The sequence below is a fragment of the Pseudomonas sp. P4_C4 genome, assembly GCF_056402055.1.
In genome coordinates, this window is record NZ_JBFUID010000029.1 from 57520 (window position 1) to 72964 (window position 15445).

General features: G+C 58.9%; 13 protein-coding genes. 6 read left to right on the top strand and 7 right to left on the bottom strand.

Features of this window, described 5'->3' with window-relative positions; genetic code table 11:
- Window positions 1–80 precede the first annotated feature (80 nt).
- The 3 genes from AC1DXW_RS16455 to AC1DXW_RS16465 are packed head-to-tail and all read right to left on the bottom strand — an operon-like array spanning window position 81 to window position 3358.
- Window positions 81–1028, bottom strand: coding sequence for an HlyD family secretion protein (locus AC1DXW_RS16455; RefSeq protein ID WP_477756972.1), 948 nt, complete (start codon window positions 1026–1028; stop codon window positions 81–83).
- A gap of 4 nt (window positions 1029–1032) precedes the next feature.
- Complete coding sequence (locus AC1DXW_RS16460; protein ID WP_108217534.1) at window positions 1033–1233, bottom strand: DUF1656 domain-containing protein; 201 nt, start codon at window positions 1231–1233, stop codon at window positions 1033–1035.
- Window positions 1223–3358: an FUSC family protein gene (locus tag AC1DXW_RS16465; RefSeq protein ID WP_477760217.1), complete on the bottom strand. Its 2136-nt coding sequence runs from the start codon at window positions 3356–3358 to the stop codon at window positions 1223–1225. The genes AC1DXW_RS16460 and AC1DXW_RS16465 overlap by 11 nt, the downstream gene beginning before the upstream one ends.
- A gap of 185 nt (window positions 3359–3543) precedes the next feature.
- On the opposite strand from AC1DXW_RS16465, the gene AC1DXW_RS16470 reads away from it, so the two are divergent.
- Both AC1DXW_RS16470 and AC1DXW_RS16475 read left to right on the top strand, forming a co-directional pair.
- On the top strand, window positions 3544–4599 hold the full coding sequence (locus AC1DXW_RS16470) for a tetratricopeptide repeat protein (RefSeq protein ID WP_477760218.1): 1056 nt from the start codon (window positions 3544–3546) through the stop codon (window positions 4597–4599).
- A 45-nt stretch (window positions 4600–4644) separates the two neighbouring features.
- On the top strand, window positions 4645–4767 hold the full coding sequence (locus AC1DXW_RS16475) for a hypothetical protein (RefSeq protein ID WP_477756357.1): 123 nt from the start codon (window positions 4645–4647) through the stop codon (window positions 4765–4767).
- 4 nt (window positions 4768–4771) lie between these two features.
- On the opposite strand, the gene AC1DXW_RS16480 is transcribed toward AC1DXW_RS16475, so the two are convergent.
- From AC1DXW_RS16480 to AC1DXW_RS16495, 4 genes are all read right to left on the bottom strand, one after another.
- Window positions 4772–5149, bottom strand: coding sequence for a response regulator (locus AC1DXW_RS16480; RefSeq protein WP_223458099.1), 378 nt, complete (start codon window positions 5147–5149; stop codon window positions 4772–4774).
- Complete coding sequence (locus AC1DXW_RS16485) at window positions 5146–6408, bottom strand: hybrid sensor histidine kinase/response regulator (protein WP_477760219.1); 1263 nt, start codon at window positions 6406–6408, stop codon at window positions 5146–5148. Before AC1DXW_RS16485 ends, AC1DXW_RS16480 begins: the two co-directional genes overlap by 4 nt.
- Before the next feature lie 94 nt (window positions 6409–6502).
- Window positions 6503–7318: a CheR family methyltransferase gene (locus AC1DXW_RS16490; protein WP_477755935.1), complete on the bottom strand. Its 816-nt coding sequence runs from the start codon at window positions 7316–7318 to the stop codon at window positions 6503–6505.
- 17 nt (window positions 7319–7335) lie between these two features.
- Window positions 7336–10827: a response regulator gene (locus AC1DXW_RS16495; RefSeq protein ID WP_477760220.1), complete on the bottom strand. Its 3492-nt coding sequence runs from the start codon at window positions 10825–10827 to the stop codon at window positions 7336–7338.
- 256 nt (window positions 10828–11083) lie between these two features.
- On the opposite strand from AC1DXW_RS16495, the gene AC1DXW_RS16500 reads away from it, so the two are divergent.
- The 4 genes from AC1DXW_RS16500 to AC1DXW_RS16515 all read left to right on the top strand — a co-directional run bounded on the left by AC1DXW_RS16500 (window position 11084) and on the right by AC1DXW_RS16515 (window position 15375).
- Entirely contained in the window at window positions 11084–11446 is a 363-nt protein-coding gene (locus AC1DXW_RS16500) for a response regulator (protein WP_477755937.1), read from the top strand.
- Between the two features lie 74 nt (window positions 11447–11520).
- On the top strand, window positions 11521–12819 hold the full coding sequence (locus tag AC1DXW_RS16505; protein ID WP_477755938.1) for a glycosyltransferase: 1299 nt from the start codon (window positions 11521–11523) through the stop codon (window positions 12817–12819).
- A gap of 94 nt (window positions 12820–12913) precedes the next feature.
- On the top strand, window positions 12914–13819 hold the full coding sequence (locus AC1DXW_RS16510) for an AraC family transcriptional regulator (RefSeq protein WP_477756728.1): 906 nt from the start codon (window positions 12914–12916) through the stop codon (window positions 13817–13819).
- 245 nt (window positions 13820–14064) lie between these two features.
- Complete coding sequence (locus AC1DXW_RS16515; protein ID WP_477756727.1) at window positions 14065–15375, top strand: ABC transporter substrate-binding protein; 1311 nt, start codon at window positions 14065–14067, stop codon at window positions 15373–15375.
- The last annotated feature ends 70 nt before the right edge of the window (window positions 15376–15445 follow it).

Sequence of the window (15445 nt, forward strand, 5' to 3'; positions counted from 1 at the left end):
GGACGTCAACGATGACGCGACAAACCTGATTCGCCTCGTCGTCATCGGTTTTTTCGCGAGCAAGCTCGCTCCTACAGGGGTTAGCGGTGTTCTTCGACGGTCACAGTGGCCGTGGTCCCCGCCCTCAGGTTGTTTTTACCGGCATAGTCGGCATCGATCTCGATCCGCACCGGCACCCGTTGCGCCAGCTTGATCCAGGTGTAACTGGGGTTGATATTCGCCAGCAGGCGGCCACCGGGCAGGTTTTCCCGGTCGGCAATGGCAAAGGCGATGCTCTGCACTTTGCCGCCGAACGTCTCGCCACTCATCAACTCGATCTTGACCCGGTCGCCCTCCCCGATCCGCGGCAACTTGGTTTCTTCAAAGTAACCGCTGACATAGAACGAATCGCTGTCCACCAACGCCAGCAATGGACCGCCGGCCGAGGCGTAGTCGCCCTCCCGGGTCAGCAGATTGGTGACATATCCGCTCACCGGGGAGACGACGTGGGTACGCTGCAAATCGAGCTCGGACTGGGTCAAGGCCGCGATGGCCAGTTGCACGTTAGCCTGGGCCAACACCAGGTTGGCCTGATTACGCAGCAAGTCAGCCTGGGCCACCGACACGTCGGTGTTGGCTTTTTCCCACTCTTCGCCGGAAATCGCCGAACGATCCTTGAGCGTACGCCGCCGTTGCTCTTCGCTCTGACGTTGTTTGAGCAACGCTTCGCTGGCGGTAATGGTCGCCTGGGCCTGCCCGAGCGAGGCCTTCGCCACCTCAACGGCACGTTTGGCATGCTCCACCGCCAGGATGTAACGCGCCGGATCGATCTCCAGCAACGCCTGGCCTTTGTTCACATGCTGGTTGTCCTGCACGGTCAGGCCGACGATTCGCCCCGAAACGTCGGCGGATAAGGTCACCACATCGGCACGCACCCGGGCATCCCGGGTCCAGGGGGCGCGGGTGTAATGTTCCCAGGCGAACCAACCCAGGATAACGGCCAGCAGTACCACCGCCAGCGTCGTGAGTCGGGAAAGGATGTTCTTCAAGGCATCAGGCTCCCATCACCAGGATCAATGTGGCGCAGACGCAGACGTATAGCGCGCCTTCGAACAACGCTTCGTGCCAGACAAACTGCAGCACACCGAGACGCCGCAACGTCCAGTCCAGCAGCAGGAAAATCGGCACGCCCAGCAGCAGCGCCTGAGCAATCGGGGGCAGGTAGGCACCACCCACTTCCAGATCAATGGGCAAGGACAGGGTCTCCTTCAAGGCCTGCGGGTTGAAAGTAGCCGCGATAACGCTCGACGAACGACACCACGATCAACAGCGACACGCGCATACGGAACACCGACCACAAGTGCTCATGAACATCGGTATGCAGGGCATCCAGTTCGTCGCCCAGGGTGTGGAGGCTATCCAGCACCAGCGCCACTTCGACCCCGGGCCGACCGGCGACCAGCCTCCCCGTTTCCCGCACTGTCGAGAACAGGCGACTTTGCAGATCCGGACTCAGCAGTGCGTTGTTCTGCCCCTGCTGCCTGAGCTGATTCAAGGCAATACCCAGTGCCATGCAGGCCAGGCTGACCTGGAACCGCTCACGCGATTGTGGCTCCCGGGTCGCCGGCAGCAGCCCCAGCATCATGGTCAGGCGATCGACCATACGGCTCTCGAACGCAAACTGCTGCTCATCGGTCGCCGAGGTTTTCAACAAGGCGTACACCTGCTCGCAGCTCTCTTTGTGGAGCCGGCGCATGCGCAAATCCGGCATGAACGGAAAGATCAACGCATACACACTCAACGCCAGCACGGTCGCGCAGGTATAAGCGCCGGCAAACTCGAACCACTGGATCGCGGTGTTCTGGCCAATCCCCACGTTCAACGGGCCGAGCAACAGAAAAGTCGTGAGCCCCAGGCCAATGCCGGTACCTGTAGTGGCGGGACTGGCCAGGCCCACCGCAACGGCGTAGAGCAAGGGCGCCAGCAACAAGGCAAGCATCTCGAAATTGCTGATCATCGGCACAAACATGAACTGAAGCAGTGCCGAGGCCACCAGCGCCAGCCCGAACCCCCGCGCATAGCTTTGAACGGCCAGCAGCGGCCGGGGAAACGTCGACATCAGCGAACACAGGATGCCCACCAGCACCATCGCGCCTCGCGCACCGTCCCAACCGGTTTCGATCCAGATCAGGCCGGCGATCAACAGCGCGGAAAAGGCCCGGACGGCATTCATGGTCGCCAGGGTGAAGTCCAGGTGCAGCGGGTTTTCCCGCCCGCGAAACACGCTGCTGGCGGGTCGCCCGCTCTGGATGGCATCACTCAACTCCAGAATCTGCTCAAGTTGCTGCAGAAGGCGTGCTTGCTCCCAGCGCAACGACCAGGCCAGCGAGCGCAAGGTGGCCGGCAGCGGCTCAGTCAATTGTTCGGCCCTGTAGGCCAGCTCATCAAAGCGTTGTTGCAGCGACGTGAAATGATGGCGCTTTTCACTGGACAGCGAACGCCCCTGCCGCGCCAGTTCATCGAGAAAGGCCAGTTCTTCGGCGCGCAGCCGTTGAATTTCTTCAGACAACTCGCCCTCCCAGCGCTCGGTCAACAACAACCGCTGGTGGCGCAAGGCGGTCAACCGCGCGGTCAACAACACCAATTGATTGCCCAACAGTTGCACCAGGCCGTTGGCACTGCGCAAGCGCGGGGCATCGTAATACATGTGCCGGCGCACACCCTCCAGGCCGCTGATCTGCCCCAACAGCTGCATTTGTCGGTGCTGGAAATCCGCTTCGCTCTCTTCGGTGCGGATGACGGCGCTGGCATGGGTGGCCARCAACCGGGTGATTTGATCGATCTTCGCGAAATAGTCCCGTGCCACGGCTTCCGGCCTGGCGGTAAGCAGGCTGACCACGCACACGCAGGCAACCGCCAGCAAGGTTTCGGTGAGGCGGGTCACCGCCAGCAAAAAGGTGCCGTCCTGATCGGGAATTGCCAGCAATGCGATGACCACGGCAGTGTAGCCACTGAGCACGAATGCCCCGGAGCTGGTGTAGCGCAACAGCGTGCCACCGGCGGTGCACAGCGCCAGCCACAGGGCCAGGGTGGTGATGAACGGCAACGGTGCCTGCGCAAATATCGCCATGATTGCCACCGCCACGACCGCCCCCATGGTGGTACCGATGACTTGGCCAAAACTGCGCGCCAGCACCATGCCGCCCAGTGGCTGGCTGATGATGACCACGGCCATGATCGACCACTTGGGTTGGTCCAGATCGAACAAAAACGCCAGATACAGTGTCAACAAACCGGCCGCGATGGTTCGCAGGGCAAACAGCAACACCCCGGGGCCGGGGTTGAGCATGGCCTTGAAGTACTGCAACAACGCTTGCATGGGAACACTCGTCGAGACACCTCCAGCAAGCGTAGTCACTGCTGCGGGGCCTCGACAGGTTTTGCTGTCGACACCGCTTGCAGGCCCATTGAATCGCCAGTGAGCGTCGTCAAGGTTTGACTCAAAGCCTGGCCTGACCGAAGCTGGCGACCTTTGCAAAAGCTCGCCAGCTTCCGGATTCCTGCATGCCCAAGTCCCGCCGCTATCTGTTTATCAGCCTCTTTGCCCTGCTCGTCATCGGCCTAGCGTGGGTTTCCCTGCGCAATACCGCCCCGGTGGTTCCCGAAGCCATACAACATGGCTACAGCGAAGCACTGGCGGCTACCCGGGGTGGTCAACCCGGTGCCGCACGGGTGCTCTATCAGCAATTGGGCCGTCCGGACCTGTCCCCCAAGCGTCGTGTCTGGTTGCATGCCGAGCTGCCCAACTATCCAAGCTCGGTGGCCCTGAAACTGGCGGATGCCGACCTGCAGAACGAGTCGCCCGAGGTCCGTATCGCTGCGATCAGGAGTATCAGCGGCCTGGTACCGAGCGGCCAGCGCAGTCTGCTGCTGGGGCGATTGCTCGATGACAGCGAACAAAGCGTGCGGCTGGCCGCAATCAACGCGCTGCTGGGTTTGTCTCCGGATGAACTCGGCTTGTATTTCGGGCCGCTGGAGCAAGCCATCGATGCCTGGGAGCAAGTGCTCAAGAGCGAGCCGCAAAGCGCCGATAACCAATACCAACTGGCCCGGCTGCACCTGCACAACGCCGAGCTCAAGGAAGCGCAACAGGCGCTGGACAACACCCTGCGCCTGGCACCGGACAACCTGCCGGCGCTGGTGCTGCAAATCGAAGTGCTGGATAAACAGGGCCAAAACGACGCCGCCCGGCAGTTGTTGGCCAGGCAACTCCAGGCACAACCCGATTCGGCCTACCTGCAACATGCCCTGGGGCTCTGGCTGCTGCATCACGAGCAAAGCGAATTCGCCCTGCTCGGCTTGTCCAAAGCCGTTGAACTCGAGCCCAATAACCGGGATTACCGCTACGACCTGGCCACCACATTGCACAGTGAGCAAGAGCTCGAAGCGGCGCAGAAACAGTTGCAGGAAATCGTTCAGCGCCACCCGAACGACCGCAAGGCCCGGGTGCTATTGATCAATTACTGGAAGGAAAGCGGCCAACTGCAAAACGTACAGGTCCTGTTAGCCCAACTCGAACAGATGAACCCCGATGATCCGTCATTGCAACAAGGGCTTTGACCCCGCCTGAAATTTCGTTGAACCGTCGTCCCGGCCCAGGGTCAAGTGAAAAGGCAGCCCGTTGCGGCAGTGCGCGGCGGGTTTCTCGATCCGGGCATGCAGATGATCACCAAGCCCTTTACCTTTGATCTGTTGACGGCGAAGGTGCGGGAGATGATCAGCGCCTGAATGCTTATGAAAGCATGTCTTGCATCAGTTCCTGCAATTTATCCAGATCGAAAGGTTTGTCCAGGATCGGCGCCGTGCGGGTGATCGGGCTGTCGGTCTCACGGATCTCCTGGGCATAGCCGCTGATGAAAATCACCTTGAGTTCCGGTCGCAGCTTCACGGCGGGTTCGGCGATCTGCACGCCGGAGATGCCACCGGGCAGGCGGAAGTCGGTGATCATCATGTCCAGGTGCGGTTTGCTCGCGAGGATTTCAAAAGCCTGCTCGCCGTTTTCCGCCTGCAACACGCGGTAACCCTCGCCCGACAGATAAGCGGACAGCACCATCAGAATCGAGGGATCGTCCTCGACGACGAGTACTACATCTTGTGCATCTTCGCTCATGGGAAGCCTTTGTTCGGTCGATTGCTGCTGATACGACCGTGGGGTCGATCAGAGGTTGCGTTTATCTGGCTGTTTTCCTGCAGCGGCAGACAAACGCGAAACAAGGCGCCTTCGCCAATCCTGCTCTGGACCGTAATAGTACCGCCATGGGCGGTGACAATCTGTTCTGAAATAAACAATCCCAGGCCCAGTCCGGCACCGATATGTTTGGCCGATACCCGTTCGAACTGCTGGAAAATCCGCTTCTGGTTTTCTTCACTGATACCGATCCCCTGGTCCTGCACGTCCACCAGCGCCCGGCCCTCTTCACTGTAGACTCTCACCGAGACCAGGCCCTTGGCCCCGTAGCGCAAAGCGTTGCTCAACAGGTTGGAAATCACCTGTTCAATACGAAATTCATCCCAATTTCCGATCACCGGTTGCTCGGCATCCAGCGTGACCGACGCCTCGGCGGCGTCGATTTGTTGGGAAAAGTTGTGCATCACGTCGCGAACCAGCGTCGAAAGGTCGAAACACGTCGACCGGATCGACAACTTGCCGGTGCGAATACGCGAAACGTCGAGCATGTCTTCGATCAAGCGTATGAGGCTTTTGATCTGCCGTTCGTCGCGGTCGACCATGGCGTGCATCTTGTCCAGGGTGAAGGCGGCGGCGTTGTCCCGGGCCAGGTGCATCTTGCGCAACTGGGTTTCCAGGATCAGGCCGTTGAGCGGCGTACGGACTTCGTGGGCGACGATGGACATGAAGTCATCGCGCATGCGCACCGCCTGCTCCAGTTCCAACTGGGTGTTTTGCAGTTGCTTGAGCAATGCCTCCTGCTCACGGCGGCTCTGCTCCAGGGCCAGCACTTGTTCCTTCATCGCCTTGCTCTGGCGATACAGGTCGACGAACACATTGACCTTGCTCTTGACCGCGAGGATGTCCAGCGGCTTGTGCAGGAAGTCCACGGCGCCGCTTTCATAGCCCTTGAACGCGTAGTTCAGTTCACGCCCGGCGGCGCTGACGAAGACGATCGGAATATTCCTGGTTTTTTCTGTACCGCGCATCAACTCGGCCAGCTCGAAACCGTTCATGCCGGGCATCTGCACATCGAGGATGGCCATGGCGAATTCGTGTTGCAACAGCAGGGACAAGGCTTCGTCGGCGGACTGCGMCTTGTACACGATTCGGTCCTTACGCTTGATCAGCGCTTCGAGCGCCAGCAGATTCTCCGGCAGATCGTCGACGATCAGCAGATTGGCCTGGATATTACTTAGCATGCGATTCGTTCCAGCTCGACAGGCAGACGGCCGATGCCACCGGCCCAGGCACCGATCACGATCGCTTCGATAGCCGGCAAGTTCGTTGCACTGTTCATGATTTTCGGTAGATCCGCTCTTGTTTGACCAGCGGCTCGAACTGATTGCCGAAGGCTGAAAAATTCGGGGTTTCCTTACTGCCCAACACCAAAAAACCGCGATGGCAGAGGGATTCATGAAACAGTCCGAATGCCCGATCCTGAAGTTTTTTATTAAAATAAATCAGTACGTTACGACATGAAATTAATTGAGTTTCTGAAAATACGCTGTCCGTCGCCAGGCTGTGATCGGCGAAGGTCACGTTCTCGCGCAGTGTCTTGTCGAAAATCGCGTAGCCATAAGCCGCCGTATAGTAGTCGGCAAAAGAACACTGGCCACCGGCCTGCTGGTAATTAGCAGTGTAGGCGCGGACATTCTCCATCGAGAAAATCCCTTGCCTGGCCTTTTCCAGCGAGCGCGGATTGATGTCAGTGGCGTAGATGATCGTGCGGTCGAGCAAGCCTTCTTCGCGCAGCACAATGGCCATCGAATACACCTCTTCACCGGTGCTGCATCCGGCGATCCAGATCTTGAGCGAAGGGTAGGTTCGCAGCAGCGGCACCACTTCTTTGCGGATGGCCAGGAAGTGCGAAGGGTCGCGAAACATTTCACTGACCGGAATCGTCAACAATTGCAGCAGTTGCATGAACGCGGTGGGATCGTGGAGGACCTTTTCCTGCAACGCCGAGATGGTATTGCACTCGAACTGACTCAACGCATGGTTGACCCGGCGCTTGATCGAAGCGCCGGAGTAATCGCGAAAATCGTAGCTGTACTTGAGGTAAATCGCCTCGATCAACAAGCGCAATTCGATTTCGCTGTTTCGCTCCATTGAAAAATTGCGCTCCACTAGATACGTTCCACCTTCGGTAACCACACACGAATCAGCGAAAACAGGCGATCCAGGTCGATGGGCTTGGCCAGGTAATCGTTGGCGCCGGCCTGCCGGCAGCGCTCCTGGTCGTCCTTCATGGCCTTGGCCGTCACCGCGATGATCGGCAGCTTGCGCCAGCGCGGGTCCTTGCGGATTTCAACAATGGCTTCGAAACCATCCATCCGCGGCATCATTACGTCCATCAACACCAGATCGATGTCTTGCACCTCATTCAATCGTTCAATCGCTTCGCGGCCGTTGCGACCAATGACCACCACTGCGCCTTTTTGCTCCAGCGCACTGGTGAGGGCAAAAATGTTGCGCACATCGTCATCCACCAGCAGCACTTTGCGGCCCTCGAAGACCTTGTCGCGGCTGCGAGCGACCTTGAGCATCTTCTGCCGTTCATGGGACAACCGCGATTCGACTTTGTGCAGAAAAAGCGTCACCTCATCCAGCAGCCGCTCCGGCGAGCGTGCGCCCTTGATGATGATCGAACGCGAATACTTGCACAGTTCAGCCTCTTCATCCCGGGTCAGGTTGYGCCCGGTATAGACGATGACCGGTGGAAAGGAGCAGAGGTCTTCGGTGGACATGCGCTTGAGCAGGTCATTACCGAGCATGTCCGGCAGTTTGAGGTCGATGATCATGCAATCGAAAACCGAGGCCCGCAGCAGGTCCAGCGCCTCCTGCGCCAGGCCAACGGCAGTGATCTCGAGATCATCGTCGCCGATCAGGCGGGCAATGCTGTCGCGCTGCAAGTCGTCGTCCTCGACCAGCAGCACGCGCTTGACCTTCTGGGTCAGCTTGGCCTCGAGGCGTGCAAATACGTCCTTGAGTTCCTCGCGGGTGGTCGGTTTTACCGCATAGCCAATGGCGCCCATGTGCATCGCTGCTTCAACCCGGTCCTCGACCGAAATCACATGCACCGGGATGTGCCGGGTTTCGGCGTGTTCCTTCAGGCGTTGCAGCACGGTCAGGCCGGAGTGATCCGGCAGGCGCATGTCCAGCAGGATCGCGTCGGGGATGAACGTCTTGGCCAGGTCGTAGCCTTCGTCGGCGCCATGGGCCACCAGGCACTGATAACCCAGTTCATGGGCAAGGTCGTAGAGGATGTGCGCAAAGTTCGGCTCATCTTCCACCACCAGAATGCAGCGGCTGGTGAACGGACCGTTGTTGCGATCGTCGTCGAAACGCGGAATGTCGATGTCGGCCATCAGTGGCGACAATGTGGGCGGCAATACACTCGGCGCAGCCGCCACAGGAGCGGCTCGCATCAGTTCGACAGGCCCTTCGCCCGGTTCTATGTATTGCTGTGGCAAGACCAGGGTAAACACACTGCCCTGCCCCGGCGTGCTGGTCACACTGATGGAGCCGCCGAGCAAGGCCGCCAGATCACGGGAAATCGACAAACCCAGTCCGGTGCCGCCATAACGCCGATTGGTGGTGCCATCGGCCTGACGGAATGCCTCGAAAATGCTGTCGTACTGCTGCGCCGCAATGCCGATCCCGGAATCACGGACGCTGAACGCGATGCCGTCGTTCGGCACCGTGGCGACGGACAGGCACACGCTGCCGCTTTCTGTGAATTTGACGGCGTTGGACAGCAGGTTCTTGAGCACCTGCTCCAGGCGCTGGCGGTCGGTGAACAGCATCAGCGGCGCGCCGTCCTGCACATCCAACTGGAAATCCAGCTGTTTGTCCGACGCCAACGGCTGAAACAGACCGCGCAGGCCCTCGACCAGACGCGCCACGCTGGTGTTCTCCGGACGGATCTCCAACTTGCCGGCCTCGACCTTGGAAATGTCCAGAATGTCGTTGATCAGGTTGAGCAAGTCATTGCCGGCGGAGTAGATCGATTCGGCGAATCTGACCTGCTCGGCGCTGAGGTTTTCCTCCGGATTTTCCGCCAGCAGCTTGGCCAGGATCAACGAACTGTTCAGCGGCGTGCGCAACTCGTGGGACATGTTGGCGAGGAATTCGGACTTGTACTTGCTCGAGCGCTGCAACTCTACGGCACGTTCTTCGAGCTGGATCCGGGCCTGATTGAGCTCGGTATTCTTCAGCTCCATGGCGTCGCGTTGCTCGGCCAGAGCTTGTGCCTGTTCGGCGAGCTGTTCGTTGGTCTGCTCCAGCTCCACCTGCTGGATTTCCAGGTGCGCCTGGGACTCCTTGAGAATCCGTGACTGTTCTTCGAGCTCTTCGTTGGCGGTCTTGAGCTCTTCCTGCTGAACTTGCAACTCTTCGTTGAGTTGCTGGGTTTCGGCCAACACCTCCTGCAAACGCTGACGATAGCGTGCAGCCTCGATCGAGGTGCCGATGCTGCCGGCAATCAGCTCAAGCAATTCAATGTCACGGTCCGTCAGTGAGCGCAGAAAGCCCAGTTCGATCACGCCATTGACCCGCTCGTCATCACTGGTGGGCACCACCAGCACACTGCGCGGCAAACCTTCGCCGAGGCCGGAGCTGACTTTGAAGTAATCAACCGGTACCTCGTCCAGGCGAATCAACCGTGCCTGTTGCGCCACCTGGCCGACAATGCCTTCTTCGCTGTAAATCTGTTGCTCCCGCTCTTCTTGCTCACGGGAAARCCCGTAGGTGGCGATGCGTTTGAGGCCGCCGTGGTCTTCGCGCACATAAATAGCCGCCACGGCGGTGCCAAGGTACTGCGCACAAAATTGCAGAATATTGCGTCCCAGCAGGCTCAGGCTCAACTGTCCCAGCACCTGCCCGGCGAGTTGAGTCTGACCGTTGCGCAACCAGGCTTGCTGCTCCAGGCGATGGGCGCTGGCCTGTTGGGCAGCGAGGTTGACGCCGTAGCTTTGCGAAAGATTGAGCAAATCGCGGCGCCCGACATACGCCAGCAAGCCACTGACGCCGGCAATGAACAACAGATAGAGGCTGATACTCCAGACTGTGGTGCGCCGCACGTCTTCATTGCGAGCGGTGCGCAGTTGTTGCTCGGAGTCGATCACGTCCTCGAATTGCTTGCGAATTTCATCGGTCAGGCGTTTGCCGCGTCCGGCCTTGACCACGGCGCGATAGTCACCGCTGCTGCGCTGCAAATCGATCAGCGATTGCGCGTAGCTGGCCCATTCCAGCTGCAATGCCTGCAACCGCAGCAAGCGGTCAGTCTGCACCGGGTTGTCGGCGGTCAGCTCGAGCAAGGTGTTGAGGGCCACGGCAATTCGCGGTTTGGCGGTTTCGTAGGGATCGAGGAAATGTTCGTCGCCACTGAGCAGGAAACCGCGCATCCCGGTTTCCAGGTCCACGGTCAGCTTGAGCGCTTCATTGGCGTTATTGATCACCCGGTCGGTGTGTTGCACCCACTGGATCGTCGACAGTAAATAGCTGATCAGCGAAACGAAGAACACCGCGCTGATGAGGCCCAGACCCAACGGCAGGCTGATGTTGCGGCTCAGGAGTTTACGAAATCGTTGCTCATCAACCGTGGACGCGGAGGTCATGGGTCAGGCCTTGTCGAACTGTCGGGATGCAAGGAGTTTGCCGCAAAACTGGCACATTGATCCAATTTTCTGACATGGTTTCGCGCAAGGTCCTACATTCCGCTGCGACCGCGCAAAGCGGCGGGTTATCCTTGCGTGACCTGCGCCGCACTCTTTTTTGCATCGCGTCGGGAACTTGTCGGGATCCGCCACTTACTGATGCAAGAAGCTGGTATTTTCGAACGCTGGCAATGCCAATTTTATCGGGAATCTCACTATGTCATCCGTCAACGGCTCCACCATCCTTGTCGTCGAAGACGATGCCATCGTGCGCATGCTGATCGTCGATGTACTGGAGGAGTTGGAGTTCAAGGTGCTGGAAGCCAATGGCAGCGAGCAGGCGCTGGAGACACTCAAGGACTTGAGCCAGCACATTGATCTGATGATGACCGACGTGGGCTTGCCGAACATGGACGGCCGCGAACTGGCCAATGAAGCACGTGTTTTACGTCCAGCCTTGCCGATCCTGTTTGCCAGCGGTTATGCCGAAACCATCGAAGTGCCTCAAGGCATGCACTTGATCGGCAAACCGTTCTCCATCGATCAGTTGCGCGACAAGGTCATAGACATTCTCGAGTGACGTTGCGATCCGCTGTGGTTTAATGCGCGCCTTTTTCGTCCCTGCCCTGTCTTCGCTTCAAGGAATTCCCGTACATGAACCAGCCCCGCGCAACCAAAGTCCTGGTCATTGGTTACGTCTGGCCCGAGCCCCGCTCTTCCGCGGCCAGCGGGCATGTCATGCAAATCCTCGAGGTTTTCCTGCAGCAAGGCTGGGACATCACGTTCAGCAGCCCGGCGGGCTTCGGCGAACAACGCGCAGACCTGACGGCGTTGGGCATTCGCGAAGTGCCGATCGAGCTGAACAACAGCAGTTTCGACGAGTTCATCAGCGAACTGGCGCCGGACATCGTGTTGTTCGATCAATTCATGATGGAGGAACAGTTCGGATGGCGGGTCGAGAAGCATTGTCCCGATGCCCTGCGCGTGCTCGAAAGTTGCGACCTGCAAAGCCTCAGGCATGGCCGGCATCAACGCCTCAAGGAGCGTTTGAAAACCAGTGATGACAACAATGACTTCAGTGGCCTGTTCGCCCAGGCAGAGCGTGAAGAATTTGAACACATGGCCAACACCGATCTGGCAAAGCGCGAAATCGCCTCGTTTTATCGTTGTGATTTGACGCTGATGGTTTCCGAAGTGGAAATCGAATTGCTGGTCGAGCAGTTCAGGATTCCACGCAACTTGTTGCACTGGTGCCCATTGATGGTCGATCTTCCGGCCAGCGCACCGGTAGCGTTCGARGACCGGGCGCATTTTCTGCATATCGGCAACTTTCGCCATGCACCCAATTGGGATGCGGTGCTCTGGTTGAAAACCGCGATCTGGCCGCTGATTCGCGAGCAACTACCCAGCGCTCAATTGCATATCTATGGTGCCTACACACCACCCAAGGCAACCGCCCTGCATAACCCCGCACAAGGTTTTCATGTGATGAACTGGGCGCAGGACGCCCTGCAGGTAATGTCGTTGACACGGGTCTGTATGGCGCCTCTGCGTTTTGGCGCGGGGATCAAAGGCAAGATTGTCGATGCGATGCTCTGTGGCACACCGAATGTGACGACACCCGTCGGGGCGGAAGCGATGCATGGCGAAGAGGCGTGGCCCGGTGCAGTGACCCGTTCGGCACGCGAGTTCGCCGATCATGCAGTGCAACTGCACAACGACAAGACGCGCTGGCTCCAAGCCCAGGCGCACGGGCAAACCCTGCTGGCGAGCCGCTACCAGACATCCGTTCATGGCCCGGCCTTGATCCAGCGGCTGGTCGATTGCCAACGGAATCTGGCAAACATCAGACGCGATAACTTTACCGGCAGCATGCTGCGTCATCACCAGCACAAGAGCACTCAATACATGGCGCAATGGATCGAGGTGAAGAATCGGCTTAATCAGGAGTAGCGCGCCTTGCAGGAGCAGGCGCACAGGCGGTAGTAGCATTATCCATCCGGCTGGAGGCATGATCTGGGCGGGATAACAACACAAGCGCCCTGACATGACCCGCACCGCCAGAGTCACCGATCCGTCTTATGAATTGATGGACGACCACAACGGGTTGTCCATCATCTACCGCCAGCATGGCTTTCCCTGCCCGCTGGTGCGCTGGCATTTCCACAAGGAATACGAGTTGCACCTGATCGTCGCCAGTTCCGGCAAGGTGTTCATCGGCGACTACATCGGCAACTTCTATCCTCAGACACTCTTCCTGACCGGCCCCAACCTGCCCCACAACTGGATCAGCCAGGTGGCCGAGGATGAGGTGGTACCCAAGCGCGACATGCTGGTCAACTTCACCGACGAGTTGTTAGATAGCGGCTATCAGGTGTTCTCCGAGCTCAAGACCCTGGCACCGCTGCTGGAGCGCGCGCAGTACGGCATCGAGTTTCACTGCAAGTACACCATCGCCCAGGCCATGGACTTGATGCAGCGCATCGCCGATACCAGAGGTATCACCCGGCTCGGACACTTTTTCATCCTGCTGGAATTGCTCGCAGCTACCGACGATTACCAATTGCTCTCGGGTGCCACGACCCCGCAACTGGCCGACGAGCACAACATCGATCGCACCAACCGCGCGGTGGATTACATTTTTGCCCACTACGCCCGGGACTTGATGCTGGAGGAAGTCGCCGATCATCTGGGCATGAAACCGACTTATTTCAGCCGCGTATTCAAGCAGGCCACCGGGCGCACTTTCATCGAATTCGTCAATCGCCTGCGTATCAGCAAGTCCTGCGAGTTGCTGGCCGATGGCGACAAAACGGTCACCGACGTGTGCTTCGAATCGGGTTTCAACAATATTTCCAACTTCAACCGGCGCTTCCAGCAACTCAAGGGCATGACCCCGTCGCATTATCGGCGATTGGTGGTGCAGCGGCTGACCGAGCAAAACCTGGGTTAAAAATCAAATTCTGCTAAAAGCTATAAAACCTGTACGGATTCAATACCCCTCCTTCGCTGAAAAGCCCTTCCCTGCATCTCCCCCCCAAAATTCCAGTGCAAAAAAGTATCGATCAAAGTGCGATGGATGATTTGTCTCACCCTCCATTGAAGGATGTAATCAGCACAGATTCTTCCCTCCGCAGGAAGACACAAAAACAATAACTGTCCTTCTGTAGCCCACCGGGTGCAGAAAAGGAGTGCACGATGCAACTTTCTGTAAAAGCTCTGCTTGCCCTCACCTGCATGACCCTCAGCAGCGTCAGCCTTGGCGCCCAGACGCTGACCATCGCCACCGTCAACAACAGCGACATGATCCGCATGCAAAAGCTCTCGAAAACCTTCGAGGCCGAGCACCCGGACATCAAGCTCAATTGGGTGGTGCTCGAAGAAAACGTCCTGCGCCAGCGCCTGACCACCGACATCGCCACCCAGGGCGGTCAGTTCGACGTACTGACCATCGGCATGTACGAAGCCGCACTCTGGGGCGCCAAGGGCTGGCTGGAGCCGATGAAGGATTTGCCGGCCAGCTATGCCCTCGACGATGTGTTCCCGTCGGTGCGCGAAGGCCTGTCGGTCAAAGGCTCGCTGTACGCCCTGCCGTTCTACGCTGAAAGCTCCATCACCTACTACCGCACCGACCTGTTCAACGACGCCGGCCTGAGCATGCCCGAGCACCCGACCTGGGAGCAGATCGGTGAGTTCGCCGCCAAACTGAACAAACCCGAGCAGGAACAGTACGGCATCTGCCTGCGCGGCAAGGCCGGCTGGGGCGAGAACATGGCGCTGATCAGCACCGTCGCCAACGCCTACGGCGCGCGCTGGTTCGATGAACAGTGGCAGCCGGAATTCAACGGCCCCGAGTGGAAAAACGCGCTGAACTTCTACGTCGACACCATGAAGAAATCCGGCCCGCCGGGCGCCTCGAGCAATGGTTTCAATGAAAACCTGGCGTTGTTCAACAGCGGCAAATGCGCGATCTGGGTCGATGCCAGCGTCGCCGGCTCGTTCGTCACCGACAAGGCCCAGAGTAAGGTCACCGATCACGTCGGCTTCACCTATGCGCCGCATCAAGTCACCGACAAGGGCTCGGCCTGGCTGTACTCCTGGGCACTGGCCATTCCCACCAGTTCCAAAGCCAAGGAAGCAGCGAAAACCTTCAGCGCCTGGGCAACCTCCAAAGAATACAGCGCATTGGTCGCGGAAAAGGACGGCATCGCCAACGTACCGCCGGGTACCCGGGCTTCGACCTACAGCGAGGCGTACCTGAACGCGGCGCCGTTCGCCAAGGTCACGCTGGAGTCGCTCAAAGCCGCTGACCCGAGCAAGCCGGGCGCCAGGCCGGTGCCTTACATCGGGATTCAGTTGGTGACCATTCCCGAGTTCCAGGGCATAGGTACCCAGGTCGGCAAGTCCTTCTCGGCGGCGCTGATCGGCCAGACCACGGTCGACCAGGCGTTGGCGGCGGCCCAGCAAACCTCCGAGCGCGAAATGAAGCGCGCGGGTTATCCCAAGTAATTTCGCACGCCCTCTGTAGGAGCGAGCTTGCTCGCGATGGTGTGTCAGTTGACGCCGTCGTGCCTGACAC